The 19,495-nt window shown below is 47.6% G+C and carries 17 protein-coding genes; 7 read left to right on the forward strand and 10 right to left on the reverse strand.

Annotated elements, in window-relative coordinates:
- Nucleotides 1–256 precede the first annotated feature (256 nt).
- The 3 genes from QUB68_RS00170 to QUB68_RS00180 are packed head-to-tail and all read right to left on the reverse strand — an operon-like array spanning nt 257 to nt 2,450.
- The gene (locus QUB68_RS00170; RefSeq protein ID WP_332988234.1) at nt 257–478 is read right to left on the reverse strand and encodes a hypothetical protein; all 222 of its coding nucleotides are present in this window, start codon (nt 476–478) and stop codon (nt 257–259) included.
- Complete coding sequence (locus QUB68_RS00175) at nt 475–2,244, reverse strand: S8 family peptidase (protein WP_332988236.1); 1,770 nt, start codon at nt 2,242–2,244, stop codon at nt 475–477. The genes QUB68_RS00170 and QUB68_RS00175 overlap by 4 nt, the downstream gene beginning before the upstream one ends.
- Nucleotides 2,245–2,273: 29 nt before the next feature.
- Nucleotides 2,274–2,450, reverse strand: coding sequence for a hypothetical protein (locus QUB68_RS00180; RefSeq protein WP_332988238.1), 177 nt, complete (start codon nt 2,448–2,450; stop codon nt 2,274–2,276).
- A 49-nt stretch (nt 2,451–2,499) separates the two neighbouring features.
- Here QUB68_RS00180 and QUB68_RS00185 point away from each other — a divergent pair, with 49 nt between their 5' ends.
- Both QUB68_RS00185 and QUB68_RS00190 read left to right on the forward strand, forming a co-directional pair.
- Nucleotides 2,500–2,916 carry a hypothetical protein gene (locus tag QUB68_RS00185; protein WP_332989197.1) on the forward strand — a complete coding sequence of 139 codons (417 nt, stop codon included), beginning with the start codon at nt 2,500–2,502 and terminating at the stop codon, nt 2,914–2,916.
- Nucleotides 2,917–3,187: 271 nt separating this feature from the next.
- Nucleotides 3,188–4,912, forward strand: coding sequence for a pentapeptide repeat-containing protein (locus tag QUB68_RS00190; RefSeq protein ID WP_332988240.1), 1,725 nt, complete (start codon nt 3,188–3,190; stop codon nt 4,910–4,912).
- A gap of 101 nt (nt 4,913–5,013) precedes the next feature.
- Here QUB68_RS00190 and QUB68_RS00195 read toward each other — a convergent pair whose 3' ends face one another.
- The 5 genes from QUB68_RS00195 to QUB68_RS00215 form a co-directional block, all read right to left on the reverse strand.
- The gene (locus QUB68_RS00195; protein ID WP_332988242.1) at nt 5,014–7,110 is read right to left on the reverse strand and encodes a HEAT repeat domain-containing protein; all 2,097 of its coding nucleotides are present in this window, start codon (nt 7,108–7,110) and stop codon (nt 5,014–5,016) included.
- 319 nt (nt 7,111–7,429) lie between these two features.
- Nucleotides 7,430–7,789 (reverse strand): nitrite reductase small subunit NirD, encoded by a 360-nt coding sequence (gene nirD / locus QUB68_RS00200; protein WP_332988243.1) that lies wholly within the window; start codon nt 7,787–7,789, stop codon nt 7,430–7,432.
- A gap of 247 nt (nt 7,790–8,036) precedes the next feature.
- Complete coding sequence (gene nirB, locus QUB68_RS00205) at nt 8,037–10,598, reverse strand: nitrite reductase large subunit NirB (RefSeq protein WP_332988245.1); 2,562 nt, start codon at nt 10,596–10,598, stop codon at nt 8,037–8,039.
- A 312-nt stretch (nt 10,599–10,910) separates the two neighbouring features.
- Nucleotides 10,911–11,699 carry an ABC transporter permease gene (locus tag QUB68_RS00210; RefSeq protein WP_332988247.1) on the reverse strand — a complete coding sequence of 263 codons (789 nt, stop codon included), beginning with the start codon at nt 11,697–11,699 and terminating at the stop codon, nt 10,911–10,913.
- Nucleotides 11,700–11,879: 180 nt separating this feature from the next.
- Nucleotides 11,880–12,860, reverse strand: a complete 981-nt coding sequence (locus QUB68_RS00215) for an ABC transporter ATP-binding protein (RefSeq protein WP_332988249.1) — start codon at nt 12,858–12,860, stop codon at nt 11,880–11,882.
- Between the two features lie 119 nt (nt 12,861–12,979).
- Between QUB68_RS00215 and QUB68_RS00220 the strand changes: the two genes are divergently transcribed.
- Nucleotides 12,980–13,789 carry a calcium-binding protein gene (locus QUB68_RS00220; RefSeq protein ID WP_332988250.1) on the forward strand — a complete coding sequence of 270 codons (810 nt, stop codon included), beginning with the start codon at nt 12,980–12,982 and terminating at the stop codon, nt 13,787–13,789.
- Nucleotides 13,790–14,131: 342 nt separating this feature from the next.
- On the opposite strand, the gene QUB68_RS00225 is transcribed toward QUB68_RS00220, so the two are convergent.
- Complete coding sequence (locus QUB68_RS00225) at nt 14,132–14,935, reverse strand: SDR family NAD(P)-dependent oxidoreductase (RefSeq protein ID WP_332988253.1); 804 nt, start codon at nt 14,933–14,935, stop codon at nt 14,132–14,134.
- A gap of 321 nt (nt 14,936–15,256) precedes the next feature.
- Between QUB68_RS00225 and QUB68_RS00230 the strand changes: the two genes are divergently transcribed.
- From QUB68_RS00230 to QUB68_RS00245, 4 genes are all read left to right on the forward strand, one after another.
- Nucleotides 15,257–16,174 carry a DMT family transporter gene (locus QUB68_RS00230; RefSeq protein WP_332988254.1) on the forward strand — a complete coding sequence of 306 codons (918 nt, stop codon included), beginning with the start codon at nt 15,257–15,259 and terminating at the stop codon, nt 16,172–16,174.
- Nucleotides 16,175–16,497: 323 nt separating this feature from the next.
- Nucleotides 16,498–17,046: a hypothetical protein gene (locus QUB68_RS00235; protein WP_332988257.1), complete on the forward strand. Its 549-nt coding sequence runs from the start codon at nt 16,498–16,500 to the stop codon at nt 17,044–17,046.
- Nucleotides 17,047–17,176: 130 nt separating this feature from the next.
- Nucleotides 17,177–17,347 carry a hypothetical protein gene (locus tag QUB68_RS00240; protein ID WP_332988259.1) on the forward strand — a complete coding sequence of 57 codons (171 nt, stop codon included), beginning with the start codon at nt 17,177–17,179 and terminating at the stop codon, nt 17,345–17,347.
- A gap of 168 nt (nt 17,348–17,515) precedes the next feature.
- Complete coding sequence (locus tag QUB68_RS00245) at nt 17,516–18,373, forward strand: Hpt domain-containing protein (RefSeq protein WP_332988261.1); 858 nt, start codon at nt 17,516–17,518, stop codon at nt 18,371–18,373.
- A gap of 282 nt (nt 18,374–18,655) precedes the next feature.
- On the opposite strand, the gene QUB68_RS00250 is transcribed toward QUB68_RS00245, so the two are convergent.
- Nucleotides 18,656–19,084 carry a hypothetical protein gene (locus QUB68_RS00250; RefSeq protein WP_332988263.1) on the reverse strand — a complete coding sequence of 143 codons (429 nt, stop codon included), beginning with the start codon at nt 19,082–19,084 and terminating at the stop codon, nt 18,656–18,658.
- Nucleotides 19,085–19,495 lie beyond the last annotated feature (411 nt).

A 19,495-nucleotide genomic window follows, 5' to 3' on the forward strand; every position in this document is an offset into this window, starting at 1 on the left:
CTGAAAGTGGTGCTGTGGAGGCGGAGATTAAATTAGTAGATGCACCCTGATTAATTAACTCCCGACCAATTTTGGTTTGGAGTTTTTTTTTGCGGTATGGAAGTGGCGCAGCAAATTCTCGCAGATTTTCCGAAAGTGTCCTGAATGATGTGCTGTTGAGCCGGAGATTAAATTAGTAGATGCACCCTGATTAATCAACCCCAGCCAATTAAGGCCGGGGTTTTTTTTTGATCGCAAGCTAGATTAATCTTTAGACCTACAACACATCAAAAGACTGCACCTCCAGCACCGGGCCGATCATCGCAAAAGTCATCACATCCTTGCGGATTTCACCTTTGACGCTGACTTTCAGACCAGCTTTTTTCAACTCAGAAGGAGCATCCTTAAGTTCGTAAGTTTCCCCATCTTCGCCAACCAAAGCCCAAGTGCCCGGGCCTAATCCTTTGCGTTCAATTTCGCCTTTGACTGTAATACTCATGCTGACTGCGCCTCTGTTTTAATCGCCAAACGTGCCAATCCAAAACACAGCAAAGCATTGACAATCAAGAATGATTGTGCTACCAAACCAGTTCCCAATCCCCAGACTGCGGGAGACACAAAAGCATTCACTGCTAAACTGCTGGCAAAGCCGATCGACATGGCGATCGCGATCCACTTCCACTGTTGATGTCCCAACAGCAAAACAATCAAAATCCCGGGAATCAAAACACTAGCAAACAAGGGATTCAGCATACTGCTGCCGTTAATTGCACCGCCGAGTTCGGGGATAGAACTGCCCATGATTCTCATCGGCCACTGCGGCAAGTCAAAGACAAACAAGTTCCGCAGGAAAAAGAACCCTGAACTTCCAGCCATCAAGCCGCCGGAAAAGCCCCAAGTCCACTGGAACGGAAAATAATTCCGCAAAATGAAAGCCAGCAGGTAAGAACCGAGCACCATGGCAATTTTCGGTAACAGGGCGACTGCACCGCCGTCAATCCAGAAGCGGGGGCTGAGATAGCCGTTGTCGCGCAGCCAGCGGAAGAAGTCGCGGAAGTTGATTTGTCCGCGCTGGGCTAGCTGAACTGCTGCGCCTGCGTCTAGATGTCCCGAACCAAAATGGTTTAACGGATCTTCGGTGACAATTCGCGCGGACTGCAAGAGTACGCTGCGAATTTCGTCCGGTTCTGTGATGCCGGAAGCCTTGATCAGTGCTGCAACGCCGGCGACGTGGGGAGCAGCCATGCTGGTGCCTTGGTAGCCTTCAAAGACTTCGGCACCGGTTTCTGGGTCGATCGTACTTTGCAGAATTTTGCCTAGTTCAGAACCACCGGGGGCAGAAATGTCAACACCCGCGCCGAAGTTGGAATAATCGGCTTTTTCTTCATTGGGGCCGAGGGCCGAAACGCCGATGACGTGGGGATAGCGGGCGGGATAGGACGCGGAACTGTCGCCGGAGTTGCCGGCGGCTGCGACGATGACAACGCCTTTTGAGTGGGCGTAGTCGATCGCCTCTGCCATTAATTGACTTTCGCCACCGCCGCCTAAACTCATGTTGATCACATCTGCGCCATTGTCAGCAGCAAATTTAATCGCTTCGGCAATGTCGGAAACCGTGCCGCCACCGCTGCCGCTTAATACTTTGAGCGGCATTAAAGCTGCTTCGTAAGCGATGCCTGCAACGCCGTAGTTGTTGTTAGTTGATTGGGCGACAGTACCGGCGACGTGAGTACCGTGGCCGTTGTCATCGTAGGCCTCGGCGCGATCGTTTACAAAGTCGTAGCCCGGTACAAATTTGGTTTCTTTTAAGTCGGCAACGGGGGTAATGCCGGTGTCAATTATCGCGACTGTTGTACCGCTGCCTTTGGTTTCGTTCCAGGCGGATTCTACGTTGATGCTGCGGAGATTCCACTGTTTGGTATACATGGGGTCGTTGGGAATCTCGAAAGCGCTGTAGACGTAGTTCGGTTCAATGTATTCGGTATCTTTAGCGAAGTTTGATTTTTTCAGGGCCGAAAGCAACGCGCGATCGCCCTTGACAACATACACATTATCTGATGCTGAGAATTCGCTGTTGAGTCGCGGTGATATTTGGTACTGCTGGGCGATCGCATTTACTTCTTTGGCAATCTCAGCAGCACCGATATCTTCGCGGAAATCCAGCACAATCGAGTCGTAAGTACCTTGAGTAGCCAGTCCTGGGAAATTAGAAATCGCCCAGCCGAGCCCGATTAAAAATAAGCACAAAAGGAAAAACTTTTTCATGGCCGATCGTCCGTTTAGGGAAGGCTTGTTCACCACAATAACCCAATTTTCAGTGCGATCGCCAGTTTTACGGGCGGCGGCTTCTGGATTGCTGGGGCGCGGGCGTTTGGTGTTTGGCGGCGCGGGCTGCCCATGCGATCGCCAATTGCTCTAATTTCTAGTTTAAATTGCCCAGTAAGTTTGAGGAGTTCAATCAATTGTATCATGAGAGGAGATGGCAAACAAAACCGGGAGTATTTTCAACAAGGATATTGCATGGAAAGAGGTTTAATGTGGCTGCCGCTGCTGGCAATTTTTATTTCTCTGGCGTGGGCGGGATGGAACGAGTATCAAAAGCTGGAAGCGTATCGCGTCTGGGCGGAACAATTCGCCAAGGCAAAGTACGATATTTATGCTGTACTCGGTCAGCAAGAAGACTGTTTGACTTGGGGGAAACCTACTCGCAGCGGGCCTGTGAATTTGCAAACTTTTTCTTTGAGAAATGTGCAGTCGCTGCGGTTGTTAGTTAACGGCGCTGCGGTAGATTTAGAGTCGCCGCCGAATTCTGGAAGTGCGATCGCCATAGAATTTTTGTTAAAAGATGCTGGGGCGGTGCAAGTTCCTTTTACAGAAGTTCCTCTAGCGACTAAATGGGCAAAGTATTTGCAGCAGGAATTGCAGCGATTTCTCTAAAATCATCCTATCAGCACAACTTCTGAATCTGGTAATTTCCGGTCGTTCTATCGCAATAAAAATGGTTCGTAGTGAGGACTTTAGTCCGCATAAAAACAGAGGACTAAAGTCCTCACAACAAACGTGATAATGGTTCGTAGTGAGGACTTTAGTCCGCATAAAAACAGAGGACTAAGGACTAAAGGACTAAAGTCCTCACAACAAACGTGATAACTGTTATTTTACCCGACTAGAAATCGTTTTTTTCCTTCCCCTTCCCCTTCCCCTGCGAATGCAAGTACATGAATTTTTACGGCGCTATCAAGAGGGAGAGCGCAGCTTTGCTCACATTGACCTCAGCGGTGCTAGTTTAAGCGGTGTCAATTTGCGAGAAATAGACCTCACTGGTGCTAACTTGACCGGTGCTAATTTGAGCTGGTCTTTTTTGAGCAATGCTAAGTTAATTGGGGCTTGTTTGCGCCGCGCGGATCTCCGCAGTGCGGGGCTGGCTGGGGCGAATTTGAGCGGGGCAAATTTGAGCGGGGCAAATCTGGCGAAAGCGGATTTGCGCCTTGCTTGTTTGGAAGCGGCAGATCTGAATTGGGCGGCGCTTCCGGAAGCGGATTTGGGCGGTGCAAATCTTCAAGGAGTTAAATCTGACAAAATTAATTTGTTAGGGGCTAAACTCGACGGCGCGCAGTTGATGGGGGCGGAATTGATGGAGGCGAATCTCAACCGCGGTAGTCTTGTCGGTGCTAATTTAACGGGTGCTAATTTGCGGGAAGCGCATTTGGTGGAAGCGAATTTGCGCTCGGCAATTTTGAGCGGTGTAAATTTGATTGAAGCTGACTTGAATGGTGCTCAAATGCGATCGGCAAATTTGACTGGGGCTGACTTGCACCGAGCCGTGCTGGCGGGGGCAGATTTGACTGAGGCGGTGCTGGATAACGCTGATTTGAGTCGAGTTAATCTGGCGGGTGCTTATCTGTTGAAAGCGAGTTTTAAGCAGGCGCTTTTGCTGCGAGCTAACCTGCAAGGAGTGTATTTGCTGCGGGCGGATTTGAGCGAGGCTAATTTGCGGAGTGCTGATTTGCGGAAAGCTGATTTGAGCGGCGCTTATTTGATGGATGCGATGTTGGCTGAGGCGGATTTAAGAGAAGCTTGTTTGATTGAGTGCCGTTTGATTCGGACGAATTTGGAGGGGGCGCAGCTTACGGGTTGCTGCATTCAAAATTGGCAGGTTCAAGATGTGGATCTGTCGAAAGTTGACTGTCGCTATGTTTTTACTGAGTTTGATTATACGGCGAAAGTTGCGGCAAATCGCTTTCCGGTCGATCGCGATTTTGAGTCGGGGGAATTGGGGCGGCAGCATCCAGAGGAAAGTTCGATTGTGGAGGTGTGTTTTGCTCAATCTCCTAATTGGGAGGCTTTGGTTTTTACGGTGCGTCGGGTGGAGTTGGAGAGCTGCGAACTTCAGTTGAAGGTTCAATTTTTTGAGTCGGCGGGAGAACAAAATTTACTGCGGCTGAGCGCGAACCGTTTGGTGAATGGCAAGATTTTGGGCGATCGCATTTTGGCGCTTTATCCAGATATGTTGGAAAAGGTTTTAGGGAAGGGTGCTGAAATTTTGAGTTTGCTAGGCTTGGCTGTTGCCCGCAGTTCCCAGGAGGAGTCAGCAACACCACAGCCGGCGATGCTGAGCCAAAAGGAGCAGTTGCTTAGAAGACAGGAAATCTATCAGCGAATGGTGCGCCAAATTTCGTTTATTTTGATGTCTCAAACGCCGGATAAATTCTCAGAAAGCGTGCAGCGGTTGTTGGATTATTTGAAGCAGCAAGGTATTCCCACAGAGCAGATTCAGAAGAAAGTAATCAGTCAGGCGATCGTGCAGCGGGCCAAGCAAGATGCGGGTTTTCGGGAACAGTTGCTGAGGTGGGAAAAAACGGCCTCGGCGAGTGTTCGTTGTTCGATGATGGGGGAAGCGGTGCGGTTTGCGATCGCCCTGTTGTGGGAATGAATCGATTGGGGATTTAAGATTGTTAAAAACACCGGCTCAGAACTAATAACTAAGGACTAATGACTAAGACTAATGACTAAGGACTAATGACTAATCACTAATTACCAGTCTTGGCTCCTCAGTCGGCGGCCCGCCAAAGCCCGCACTTGCTCGTCTGCGTCGGAAACTGCAAGCGATCGCACCAGCAGCAAAGTTTCCGCATTTTCGGGATAATGTTCGATAATTGCTTCGAGTGCTGTGAACCGGGGATTGTAAGCAAAAGAACCTGTTCGATCGTAGGGATCGGTAAGAGTGCGATCGCGCAAAAACTCAAACATTCCCGGTTCGTCCTTCCATCCCCGCATTAACTCTACCAGGGCGATCGCCCGCACCTGCGAATCCTCATCCTGGGCGGCCCTAATTTTCAGCCACTCAAAAGTTTGAGGCTCATTTGTCCGCCCCCGGGCTAACTTTTGCAAAGCGATTTGCCTGATCGCCGGACTCTCATCGCCCTCTGCTTTAGCGTGCAGTATCATCCAAGTTTCAGCAGCATCGGGCCAATGGCGAGCGAGTTCCGCCACCGCCACCTTCCGCACCTCATCCTTCCCCGAATCAAGCTGAATTTTCAACCAAGGCAAGGTTTCCGGCTCGGAGGGCCATCGCCGCGCTATTTCTCGCACCAGCACGCTCAGCAGGTGAGAATCGGGTTCCGACTCCGCCAGTTTTTTGAGAAAAGGCAGCGTCTCGCCCCTGTGCCCGTAGCAAGATGCTATCTGTTCCACAGCAGTTTCTCGGACGTTGAGGTGTCTGTCTGACTCGGCGAGATTTTTCAACCAGCCAAAGACTTCGAGACTGGCTGACGGCATCGTGGCTGCGGCTACTACTACTACTTGCCGTACAGTCCAATAATCGTCTGAGCTAGCAATTTGTTGTAGCAGGGGCAATGTTTCGGGGCTGTCGGGCCAACCGGAGGCAATCTGTTGCAGGGCGATTTCGCGCAGTTCGGCGTCGCGATCGCCCGTAGCTATATTTTGCAAAAAAGCCATAGTTGCGGGGTTAGAGGGCCAGCCAGAGGCAATTCCTTGCACTGCTGCCTGCCGGACGGTGGAACTCGGGTCGGACTCGGCGAGACTTTTCAGCAGCGGGTAAATGTCTGCTTCGCCCGGCCCCTTTCCTGAGGCCAATTCTTCGATCGAGGCTGTGCGCACTTTTTCGCTGCTGTCGGATGCCGCGAGGGTTTTCAGCAGTAAGCAAACCTCGTCATCGGCCCGCCAGCCTGCTGCCAATTCCCGCACCGCTACGGTTCGCAGGGTAGAACTTCCTGTGTGGGCGAGGTTTTTGAGCTGGGATAAAGTGCCTAAAACGCTGTGCCAACCTCTGGCTATTTCTTGCCACGCTGCGACTCGCACTCCCAAATTTTCGTCGGATTCGGCGGCGGTTCTCAGCATCAGCAGGGTATCTGTGCGATCGCCCCAATATAGGGCCAATTGTTCCAGCGCGCAGGTGCGGACGGCAGGACTGCGATCGGATTGAGCCAGTACCGTCAGCAGCGGCAAGGTATCGCTGTTAGAGGGCCAACCCGAAGCCATTTCTCGCACACAGGCCGATCGCACTGCCCAACTGCGATCGGATTTAGCGAGATTTTTGAGCATCAGGTAAATTTCTGGATCGGAGGGCCAACCGCAGGCTATGGCTTTGACTGCTGTGGCGCGGACTTCACCGCTGTCGCTGGAGTGAGCGAGTATTTTCAGCCAGGGGAGGGTTTGCGGGTCGTTTTTCCAAGTTTGGGCGATCGCGGCGATCGAGCGATCGCGAATTTGATAAGTTTCCTGCAATTCTTCAGCGCTTTGATAAAGAATCAGGAAACCCGTGCCGTATTGCGATAACTTTTTTAAAGCGTTTAACAGTTTTTTTTCGATTTTTTTATTGACACCCTCTTGAATTTTTAACAGGCATTCTGCTGCCAAAAACACATTAATGAATTTTTCTTGTTGACCGTTTTGAGCAGTCAAATATTCTATAATTTCGCTCGCTGTTTCTTGGTCGAGCTTGGCTGCAATTTCTTTCAGAACTTCGTGCAAACATTCGTCCCGCCAGTGCTGGACAAAAACTTGTGTTTTGAGTTGGGCCCAAGTAATTTGACCAGTTTTGAGTTGTGCGTCGATTAACTCTGCCACTGTCTGGGGATTATTTTCAGAAACAAGTTTTTTTAACAACATACTGATATCCTGCCCCCTGGAGTTTGTTTGCATTGAAAGAAGACTGGTTGAAACCGCGTCTATACAGGCAAAACCCGGATGGTGCGCGGGTTGAAGATATGGCGGTTAAAATACGTTATCCTCTTTACACCGCGGAGGTGGTCGCGCTCGCTTGTCGAAGTGCGGACATCGTTTGTCTAAACCTGGTTTCAACCCTACGTCCGATCTTTATTTTATAGCAAAACTACTGGCTCTGGATCGCTCCCATGCAAAATCCGCCACCACCGAATCGGAATGTCAGGTGTTGACGGATGGATCTCGCACAATTGAGCTACTGAATCTAGCTAACAGCTACTTGAACGCGATCGGCTGCAACCCGAACCCTAAAAGTCGGAATTTTTACCGTTTCATCGTCCAAACACTGGCCCGTAGCCAAGCTAAAGTTTTGCTTGTAAATCGGAGAAGCAACTTTCAGAGTGCCACTGCGATCGCCCACAAGCCCCCGCGACAACACAAAAGCCTTACTAAACGGGTCATAATTGCTCAAAGCATAAACTTCATCCCCGTTTCCCACTCGAAAAACTGCCACTTGTTCCCCAGCAACCAAAGCACAAACACCTGTATTCGGGGCGATCGCATCCAGCGAGCACACATCTACCCAAGTTGTCACAGTCTCAGAAACTTGTAATGATTGAACCATTTTTTTTCCTATTAATTAAATACAATTTTCTTCCCAATTTCCGACATTCATCGTATCAACAATTGGCTAAAACCCATGATCGCGCTCGTTTGTCTCCGAGTCTCGATCCCCCTAAATCCCCCTTAAAAAGGGGGACTTTGATAATATTCCTGTCCCCCCCTTTTTAAGGGGGGTTAGGGGGGATCGGGGCTTTGGCTAAAACAATCAAGCTGACAATACGTTTGAGTTCAAGTTGACACGCCTTGAGTTATTCCGCAACTCCAGCCAGAGACTTTTCATGCTCGTAAGCAGGGCGAGTTTGTCCCCGTTCCTCGACGCGAACAATACTCGGATCGGGCAAATCGGAATTCACAAAATGCTGGAACCGCTGCACCTTTTGCGGGTCTTCAATCGTCGTTTTCCACTCACATTGATAAGTATTCACCAAATGTTCCATCTGCGCTTCCAACTCAACACAAATGCCCAGAGAATCCTCAATTATCACCTGCTTCAAGTATTCAATTCCGCCCTCAAGCTTATTAAACCAAGTAGCAGTACGTTCCAGGCGATCGGCAGTGCGGATGTAGAAGATCAAGAAGCGATCGACATACTTAATCAAAGTTTCCTTATCGATATCAGACGCCAGCAAAACCGCGTGCTGCGGCTTCATCCCGCCATTGCCGCACACATACAAATTCCAACCATTCTCAGTTGCAATTATCCCAAAATCTTTACTTTGAGCTTCCGCGCATTCGCGAGTGCAACCAGAGACAGCAGACTTGAATTTGTGAGGAGCTCGCAAACCGCGATACCGCAATTCCACCTCGATCGCCAAACTCGTCGAATCCTGCACCCCAAAGCGGCACCAAGTGCTACCAACACAAGATTTTACAGTCCGCAAAGCCTTACCGTAAGCGTGTCCCGACTCAAATCCCGCATCAATCAACCGACGCCAAATTAGGGGCAACTGATCCACACGCGCCCCAAACAAATCGATCCGTTGTGCCCCAGTAATCTTAGTATAAAGCCCAAAATCCTTAGCAACTTCTCCCAAAACAATCAACTTATCCGGCGTAATTTCTCCGCCAGGTACTCGCGGCACCACCGAATAAGTACCGTCGCGCTGAATGTTTGCCAAATAGTAGTCATTCGTATCTTGCAAACCGACGTGAGACTTCTCTAAAATATGGTCGTTCCAAGTAGAAGCCAGCATCGAAGCAACAGCAGGCTTGCAAATTTCGCAGCCGTGGCCTTGGCCGTGTTTTGCGATCGTCTCATCAAAGCTTTTAAGCTCTTGAGAGCGCACCAAATGGTACAATTCTTGACGGGAATATTCAAAATGTTCGCAGAGGTTATTTTTGACTGCAAACCCGGCTTTCTTCATCTCGGACTTAAAGATGTCCGTCACCAAAGGCACGCAGCCACCACAGCCCATACCAGCTTGAGTGCATTTCTTGACGCTGGGGACATCAGTTAAATTGCGATCGCGAATCGCCTCACAAATCTGCCCTTTGCTGACATTATTGCAAGAACAAATTTGAGCTGAATCCGGCAAACTATCCACACCCAAACCCGCAGGAGTTCCACCTTCGCGCGGCGGCATCAACAAATCTTCAGGATGCGGCGGGAGAGCAATTTCATTTTGCATGAATTGCAGCAAAGTGCCGTAAGCAGAAGCATCTCCCACGAGAATTCCGCCTAAAATCCGGCTACCGTCTTGATTTAAAACTAATTTTTTGTAAATGCCTTGGAAAGTGTCAGCAACCACAATTTCTTTAGCATCGGGAGACTTGGCAAAAGCATCACCGAAACTAGCGACATCCACGCCCAAAAGTTTGAGTTTCGAGGACATATCCGCACCCGCGAAAGTGCTAGTGCTAGCATCTTGGCTGTCATCCGCTGCGCTGCTCAAAATATCGGCGGCGACGCTAGCCATTGTATACCCAGGCGCAACTAAGCCGTAGATGCGATTTTGATAAAGTGCGCATTCGCCGATCGCATAAATATCAGGATCGGAAGTTTGGCAGCTATCATTAATCACAATACCGCCGCGTTCACCTACTTCTATCCCAGAAGTTCTCGCAATTTCATCGCGCGGGCGAATACCAGCAGAAAAGACAATCATATCCGTTGCCAATTCCGAACCATCAGCAAACAGCATTTTAGTAACTTTGCCATTTTCGCTGACAATTTCCGTTGTAGATTTGCTGGCGTGAACCGAAACCCCCAACTCTTCTATTTTGCTGCGGAGAATTGCACCACCAACCTCGTCCACTTGCAAGGGCATCAGCCGCGGCGCGAACTCAACAACGTGAGTCTTCAAGCCCATATTTTGCAGAGCATTAGCACATTCTAAACCCAGCAAACCGCCGCCAATTACTACACCAACTTGGCAATTTTTAGCGTGCTCAGACATCGCCTCCAAGTCGTCAATTGTCCGGTAAACAAAAGTGCCAGCAGTATCTTTGCCTTTGATGGGCGGTACAAATGGATAGGAACCCGTGGCGAGCACAATTTTGTCGTAGGGAACCTCTAAACCGTTGGCTGAAGTGACTGTTTTTTGTTCGCGATTGATGGCGACTGCTTTGTCGCCGATGTGAATCTTTATGTCATTTTCTTGATAAAATCCCGGTGCAACTAGGGATAAATCTCCCGCTGTTTTGCCAGAGAAAAATCCGCTGAGGTTTACGCGATCGTAAGCAACGCGCGTCTCTTCACAAAAAGTAATTAAATTCCAGCGTTTGGCAGCATCCGAGCTCACCATTAACTCTAGGAACTTGTGACCTACCATGCCATTGCCGATTACAATCAGGTTTTTTTTGGCTGTCATTAGAATCTCTTTTATCCTGTTTATCAGTCGTTAGTTTTATTAATATAAGACTTTTTTGTAAATTTTTGTATGTATAGATACAAAAAAATTATTTTTATGCAATTGTCGAATGCTGGCGATCGCATTTTTGCATGATGTCTGGTGACAGTTGATAGTTGACAGTTGATAGTTGACAGTTGATAGTTAATAGTTGACAATTCACAGGGCCGGAGATTGTTCGGTAAATATCTATTGTCAACTGTCAATTGTCCCCTGTGAAGTTTCAATTATCCATTGTCCCCTGTAAACTGTCAATTGTCCCCTGTCAACTGTTTAAGCTCCCATACCAGAATATTGTTTCAAACCCTGCCGCCACAGCCACCGATTCCACACAAAAAACACCAAACCCCAACCCAGCATCACCAACAAACCGCGGCCAATATCCACGGGCAATCCTATCAAAATTGAAGCCGGAAAATGAATTAAATAAGGAAACGGCGTCCACAAAACGACTTCGCGCACGGGTGCGGGAAACACTTCCAGCGGCGCGATAAGTCCCGATAAAAACAGGTAAATTAAAAACCAGAATTGCTCGATCGCACTTGCGCGCTCAATCCAAAAAGCAAACAGTGCAAACGTATACTGGATCAGAAATCGCAGACAAAAAGCCAATGCAATTACCAGCAAAAAAAGCATAAATCTGCCAGCACTCGGCAACCAAAAAGACTGCGGGTAAAGTGCAAAAAACAGCAATACCAATCCGAATACAAACGGCAGCCTCGCCAACCTTTCGGAAACGTGAGAGGCAAAGTGATGCCATACTGGATCTAAAGGCTGCAACAACTTATTAGATAAAGTCCCTTGCACTACCTGTTTTTCAAACTCCCAAATCACCCATACAACATTTGTTTGTCTGACGATAAAAGCTGCTAAAAAGTAACGGGCAAAGTCGATCGAATTCAGCCCGAATTGCCCATTTTGAGCCGCCTGCATCCACACGCCCATCAAGATAAATGGCAAAGCTCCCGACAGAACCCATAAAAGCAATTCCGCCCGGTATTCGACCATATAAGCGTAGTAAGTAATCAGCAAAGTTTTAGCAATTCTGATGATTTTTTTCATAGAGCGTATCAAATCATGTAAATTTATACTTATATCGTGCACATTGAATTCCCGGCGCTCGAATTCTGTCCATTGGTGGGGGCGGGTTTATCTATATTCTGGATGTGAATTACAGATTTTTTGTGAACCCGCCCCTACAAGTATTGTGGTTAATTTTATTCACCAAAGCGGTCGCATTAATTACACTTTTCCGGTGCGAAAAACTCGACCGATAACCTCTTCTATTGGCGGATCAGTAACAGTCAAATCTACCACTTCTAACTCCGCCAACATCTTCGAGACGCTCCCTGTCAGCTCGTCTCTTTTTACCAAAAACCGTACTGAATTCCCCTCAATAGATTCTACCTCCCCGTAAGCAAAAGCGCTATCTTTTGGCAGCGGATGAGCTAATTCTACCTGAACTTGCCGATAAGGTGCAAATCTATCGAGCAATCCGTCCAAACTGCCATCATAGACTAATTGCCCTTCATGGATTAACAAAACTCGCTTGCACAAAGCAGTAATGTCAGCCATATAGTGACTTGTCAACAGCACCGTTGCTTGATAGCGCTCGTTATATTCTCGTAAAAATTGTCTGACGCTAAACTGTGCATTTATATCCAAACCTAACGTCGGTTCATCTAAAAATAATACCTCCGGTTGGTGCAGCAGCGCCGCCATGAATTCAGCTTTCATGCGTTCCCCCAAAGACAGCTTTCGTACCGCCTGATTTAGCTTGCCTTCTAGAGAGAGCATTTCTGTCAATTCTCCGATTCGCTGTCGGTAATCTTTGTCAGAAATTCCGTAGACAGCGGCATTAATTTTCAGAGAGTCGAGCACGGGTAAATCCCAGATTAACTGCTGTTTCTGCCCCATCACTAAGGTGATTTTTCGCAGAAAATCGGCTTCGCGACGGAAAGGAGTTCGATCGCATACACTGACAGTACCACCAGACGGATAAATCAAACCAGTCAACATTTTCAGCGTCGTAGTTTTGCCCGCACCGTTAGCGCCGAGAAACCCCACCACTTCCCCGGGTTCAATGCTGAAAGAAACGCCCTCAACTGCTTTGACATTGCGGTAAGTGCGGTTAAAAAAGTGCCGCACTGTTCCTTTGAGTCCCGGTTCTTTAATTGCTACCGGATAAACTTTGCTCAAGTCTTCAACTAGGATAATTGGCATCAGCTTAAGTTTTAACTTTTATTTTAATCTGTGATGTTGCGATCGGGCTTGTGCCAAGATGGAACAAGCTGTAGAATCTTACAAGATATCCATTACCACATCGCACCAAATTTACAACTATGGTACTCAAACCCGATACTTCCGGCATCTCTCGTTTGGTAGGAGACAATTCTCCTGAAAATATTACACTTACACCGGGACAACTTGCCAGTTTTCCTGGGGGAGTTTGGATGCTGGGGGGCAATGATACTGTCAGGGGCGCGTCAGATGCAGAACGGATTTTCGGCAACGATGGTAAAGACAGTCTGTTAGGTGGTGCCGGTAATGATTCTATTTACGGTGGCAAAGATGATGACGACATTTTGGGAGAAACAGGCGACGATTTCTTGACAGGAGATAGAAATAGCGATTTCCTGGATGGCGGTGCAGGAAATGATTTACTGCGCGGCGGACAAGGTGTTGATTTGTTAGTTGGCGGTGACGGTAACGATACTTTAATTGGCGACAGAGATGTGGATATTTATAAAGGAGGTGTGGGAAGTGATGTGTTTGTTTTTCGAGTTGATCAAGCTGGAATCAGAGTAGTTGGGATTGAAGTTCCTGACGCAGTAATTGTGGATTTTGATAAGTCTAGCGATTCGATTGGAATTAGTGTACCATTTACTAGCAATAATATCTCATTTGAACAAGTAAGTTATAGCTTGAACGATCCGAGACTGTTGCTGATCGATCCAGGAACTATAGCGGGGGGAACGAGTTTGTTAGCCAAGGGTGGCATCTCGCAGCAAAGTCTCGATCCAGATGGCAACGGGCGCGTGGAAGCTACTAATATTAGATTCGGTGTTACTAATGCTTTGTTAGGAACTGTGTTGAATGTGACTCCGGCAGATTTAACCGGCCGTTTTATTAATGCTAGTTCTTTGCTTTAATTAGTAGGTGTAGGGTGCGCAATGCGCACCTTACTAGACTTGAATTAAATAAATCTGACCTTAATACAGAAACCGCAGATTTCAGTTGACAGTTGACAGATGAGTGCGACCTCTACCTAGAAGGAAGAGGATTGGAGTAATGAATCGTCTGATTTTAATTTCTCCCTAAAAGGGAGAGGCTTTAAACCAATTTTTTCTGGTAAGGCAGACAAACACAGATTAACGCAGATATTTTTCAGATAATTAGGAGTGAATGCAATATTGTCTACTAATAACTGATGACTAATGACTACTGACTACTGACTACTGACTAAGGACTAAGGACTAAGGACTAATGACTAATTATAACTTGCCCTTTTCCATTGCCCACTGCATCAAACCGGGGAACAATCGATAAGCTTCCGACGCCAAAAAAGCAGGGCCGACGGTAACTTCTGCACGCTGATTTTTTACAGCATCCCAGATAGCTTTAGCAATATCTTCTGGCTGAGAAGCCCAGTCAGATTTCAGCATTTCGGTCATTTGCTGGCGGCGCAATTCGACTGCGGGCTCGTCTCGATCGCGAAATTGAGCTCTTTCGAGAAAATCGCTGTTAATCAAGCCCGGATGCACCGCGCAAACGTGAATGCCCTGGGGTGCCAATTCCAATCGCAAAGATTCTGTCAAACCCGTTACTGCATATTTGCTGGCGCAATAAGCAGTCATTTGAGGTAAGGGCATTTTGCCGCCAATAGAGCCAACATTAACGATTGTACCCATTTTTCGGGCGAGAAAATGTGGCAAAAGTTCTTGAATTGTGTTAACGCAGCCCCAAAAATTGGTATTCATTAATTGCTGCCAATCTTCGGAGGTGGTTTGCTCGATCGCCCCCGTGAGACAAATCCCAGCATTATTCACCAAAACATCAATATTTCCACAGGCATCCAGGGCTTTTTGGACGATCGCCCGCACTTGTTGAACGTCGCCCACATCCCCCGCAATCGCGACAGCCGAAGTGCCTTCACGCTGCACCTGAGCCGCTGCTGCTGCCAATCTCTCCGGCTCGCGAGCCACCATCACCACATCGTAACCTTTGCTTGCAAATAACAGTGCTGTTGCTTTGCCGCTTCCTTGAGAAGCGCCTGTAATCAAAACTGTAGGAGCCATAGATAGTTATAATTTGTAAGTTGGGATTTCGTTTGCTGCTCTATTGGAACTATAACAGATGCACAGTTTTTTGGGCGCGCTCTAGATTGATAGTTGTTGTTGAAAATAGCAATTTTTCATGATTGGCGATCGGGCTTTTTTTAACCAACCGCGAAGACGCGATGAAGAACAGGCGTCCCGCCTGTTCCACGAAGCAAGAGACGAGAAGAGAAGGGCAGATAAAGAGTTTACGACTTATTATGCAAAAATTGCTATATAAATGTTATTTTTGGCAATTCCCAATTCCCAATTCCCAATTACCAATTCCCAATTACCCCAAAAATGAATATTGCGAAAAAACCGCCGAATTGGTCGATCGCCCTTTTGTTAATTATCGGCGTTTTAGCAGTCTCAACCTCATCGATTTTAATCCGGCTGGCCAACTTGAAAGCAGGCGCGGGCGGCTTCGGTTTTAGTCTGGTACTCGCCGCATCTCGCTTGACTTTATCTGCCTTAATTCTGCTTCCCGCTTGGCAGAAAATTCAGTGGAATACCCTGCGCCCCGGAGCTCGGCGCTATGCTGCGGCGGCGGGTTTGTGTCTCGCCCTGCACTTTGCTCTCTGGATTACCTCACTTTCTTATACTTCGATCGCAGCTTCCACAGCCCTCGTCACCACAAGTCCCGTTTGGGTAGCGCTGTTGTCGCGCTTCTGGTTTGGCGAAAAACTCAGCAAAATGTCGATCGCAGGCATTACTATAGCTCTTGCAGGCGGAATGGCGATCGCAGTCGGGAGTGCAGGCGCAGAAAGTGCCGGAAACAGTCAACTACTGGGGGATTTCCTTGCTCTGACTGGTTCCTGGGCTGTCAGCTTATATCTATTGCTAGGCCGGGAAGCTCAACGGCGGGGATTGGGTATTGGCGGCTATATCGCGATCGCCTATACTGTTAGTGCGATCGTCCTGCTGCCTCTCCCCTTCGCCTTCGGCACCAGTTATGCAGGCTATCCAAACATTGTATATTTGTATATTTTGTTAACCGCCGCCTTGCCTCAATTAGTCGGCCACACTATTTTAAACTGGGCTGTAGTGCAGATTTCCCCGACTCTGGTAACTCTTGCCATCTTGTTTGAACCCGTGGCGGCGAGTTGTTTGGGTTATTTGCTGTTTGGGGAAATGCCAGCCCCGGCGGTACTCACAGGTGCCGGAGTCCTCTTGTTTGGGGTAGCCGCGGCCACTTTCGGAGCCCAAAAATCTCAGTGAAAAAGTGAAAAGCAATAAAATATAGCAAATATCTTCGCTTGTCAACTGTCAACTGTCCACTGTCAACTGTCAACTGTCAACTGTCCACTGTCAACTGTCAACTGTCAACTGTCAACTGTCAACTGTCAACTGTCAACTGCTATAAAAACCTACTTTCTGTCTCGGATTGTAAAAATCGCAATGGGATGTTGCACTTTTTGCATAAGTCGTCACAAAATGTAATATTTGTGACAAACTGCTAAAAAAAGTCTTGATATGTTTCTTTTGGTAGATGACGCAGTAAAACATATGCGTGTGTAAAAAACATATCGAGGCAGGAAAAAATGTCTAAATTAATTGTTGGTTTAAGTGCTAGTTTATTGGCATCTGGATTATTTGGCGGCGTTGGTGAATTAGTTCAACCTCCTACTGTTAACAGTACAATTATTGCTCAAGCTAACGAACAAGCTCTCATCCAGCAAAATCGAGATTTGCTATTAAAAAATGGTCAAACAGCTAAGAATATTGCTGCTAAAGTAGGCGCAGCAGTTAGCAAGGATGGAGATCCCTCTGGTAGCAATCCTTTGCAAGTTAACCAACAGCTAATCTTACAAAACAGAGCTACTTTTACCAGTATCGCTACAAAAGTAGGCGCAACTGTACCCAGCGTAGCAGGCCCAGCAGGTGGTGGTGACTTAGCCGCAGAAAACCACAAATTATTGTTGGGAAATCGACAAATTGTCCGTGCGATCGCTGAAAAATTAGGCGTTAAACTGCCCGCTCCCCCAGAATTAAGCGGCAGCATGGTGCAGAAAAATAACGCGCTGCTGCAAGCCAACCGCAACGCTTTAGCCGCGATCGCCGCCAAAGTCGGTGCCACAGTCGCTCCATAGGAAAATTCGAGCGATATAGCCGTTGTTGTTATATCGATCGCGCTCTGGCAATACTAATTCGCTCCCTCGCACTATAAGTCTTCTAGGGTAGGCATCTTGCCTACCCTAGATTTTGTTTTGGAGAATTTTAATGACAATCTCTTGCGAGTTTGCACAAGCGATCGCCCTTTTTGGCACTATATTTGGCATCATAGATAGTTTAACAAGCCTCTGCGGTTCGGTATTTGCCACCGCCGTTATCGTGAGGCAGGATAGATATCAAGTAGAAATAATATGGTTTGCACTGGCATCCGTATCATGATTTTCCGAGTCGAGCGCTTTTCGCTCGCACAGCGAGCGGTATGCCGTATGTAACGCCGCTGTGATACCACCAGTCAGTTAAATATTGACTCAAAATTAAAAAATATCAGCATTTTTACTTTCTGCTTTCTGCTTTCTACTACTAGGGTGCCTTTCGGAGAAAAAAGTTATGCTCCCAGAACAACTACAGCGCATTATCGGCTACTTTCTCGAAGAAGCCGCAGAACACATCCAAATCATCGAACAAGGCTTGCAGGGCTTGCAAAACACCGTGCAAGCTCCTCAAAGGATACACCAACTGATCCGAGCCTCGCACTCGATTAAAGGGGGAGCTGCTATGCTCGGATTTAGCAGCATTCAGCGCATAGCCCATCGCTTGGAGGATTATTTAAAACTGCTCAGAGAATGTCCGATCGCCATTGATAACAGGCTGCAATCGCTGTTAACCGCAGTTTTTGATATTTTAGCAGCCCTCGTGTCCAAGGTTTCTAAAGGTTTTGGGCTCAACCACGAAGACGCAAACCAATTGCTGTGCGTCGCCGCACCTGTTTTTGACGAACTCGACGCTTACCTGAGAGTGCTGATTCCCACTCGCCTGACTGTGAGAGCTACTACCGACGAACACATTCACGTTTTCTCCGGTTACTGCACATCGCTGGCCGAATTTTTGTCCGCTATTGCCGAGCGCGTCGGTTTGCTGGGAGGCACTATTACCCGCCACGAGCAGGAAGGCTTGGGCGTGCGCCTTTATATTGACATTTACCTGCCGCCTTACAGCAGGATCGAAAACATCCGCCAAGCTGTCGAACTCTCAGGCGCTATTATCGGCACTGTGCAGACTCAGCGCGACTTTTCCCTGCTGGCGGCTGCGGATTATCCGGTTTACCAAAGGGCGATCGCCCGTCCCGCAATTTGCAACGGATGTCGCTACTATTACGGTAGAAGCGATGGTGGCAACCTGCTCAACTGCACGATCCATCCGGGCGGCCCAGAAGCAGAAGATTGTCGCGATCGCGAACCGGAATAAGCATGATAAAATCACGACTCATAACTAATATTTGAAACCAGGGAAAACTTTAGTTAAAACTAATATTCTCCCTGACATTTTTCACATTTTTCGCTACCAACTTCTCTCCTAAATCACTAAAACCTTACTCCATAACATCCGTTAAATCCGTTACTTGCATCCGCTGCCGAACTTCCTAACATCCGTTAAATCCGTTACTTGCATCCGCTGCCGAACTTCCTAACATCCGTTAAATCCGTTACTTGCATCCGCTGCCGAACTTTCTAACATCCGTTAAATCCGTTACTTGCATCCGCTGCCGAACTTTCTAACATCCGTTAAATCCGTTACTTGCATCCGTTGCCGAACTTCCTTCCTTCTTCTCACAAATCCCCTAAAAGCTGATATCGCAACTCCAATTAATTGCATCATGCTGTCAGGATGTCCCACTGCCCAGACATTGATTGTCAGACAAATGATTCCCATAGCTAGCAAGATGTATGTCGGAGGCATTACTACCCCGATCGCGAACCAGGTAAAAACGTGAAAGATCATTGCTGTAGCCCAAAGCCCGGCCACAACCGCAGACGCCCAAACTTGCATTCGAGGTCGGTTTAGTCCGGTCAAAATCCCTGTCTGCAAAGTAGTCAGCAAGTTTGCCGGAACTAAAAAGGCACAGATAGCTATGCAGTAGCTATGCGAAAACTCATTAACAGTATTGAAGTCGAGCATCTGTCTAATTGTCGGGCCTGTTGGATATACTCAAAGAGCTTAACGTGACTTGACTTTCACATCTTGTCACCCTTAGTTTAACTTAATAGTTTCCTCAGTAGGCCAGTCTGAAGACCCATTTCTCTCGCCTTTTTCTTGCTGGCAAAATTTTACCACAAATATTAATTTGTGGATAAGTATTAAACCTACTTGAATAATGGTAGCAGTTGCTGCAATAATTAAGATCTGGTATAAAGCGTATACAAGAGCCAAGTCCGTAAAAATATCTAGAAGGCTGAGGCCGGTGTCGCAGCAACACAACGGCAGGCTAATTTTCGACTCAATCATTTTCGACACGCAGATTCTCGGATGATGCCTTGTCAGCGTCGGTCAAGGGAGCAAGCCGTTGTGCGATCGAACAATATGAGATTA

This window comes from Microcoleus sp. A006_D1 (assembly GCF_036702805.1).
Taxonomy (GTDB): Bacteria; Cyanobacteriota; Cyanobacteriia; order Cyanobacteriales; family Microcoleaceae; genus Microcoleus.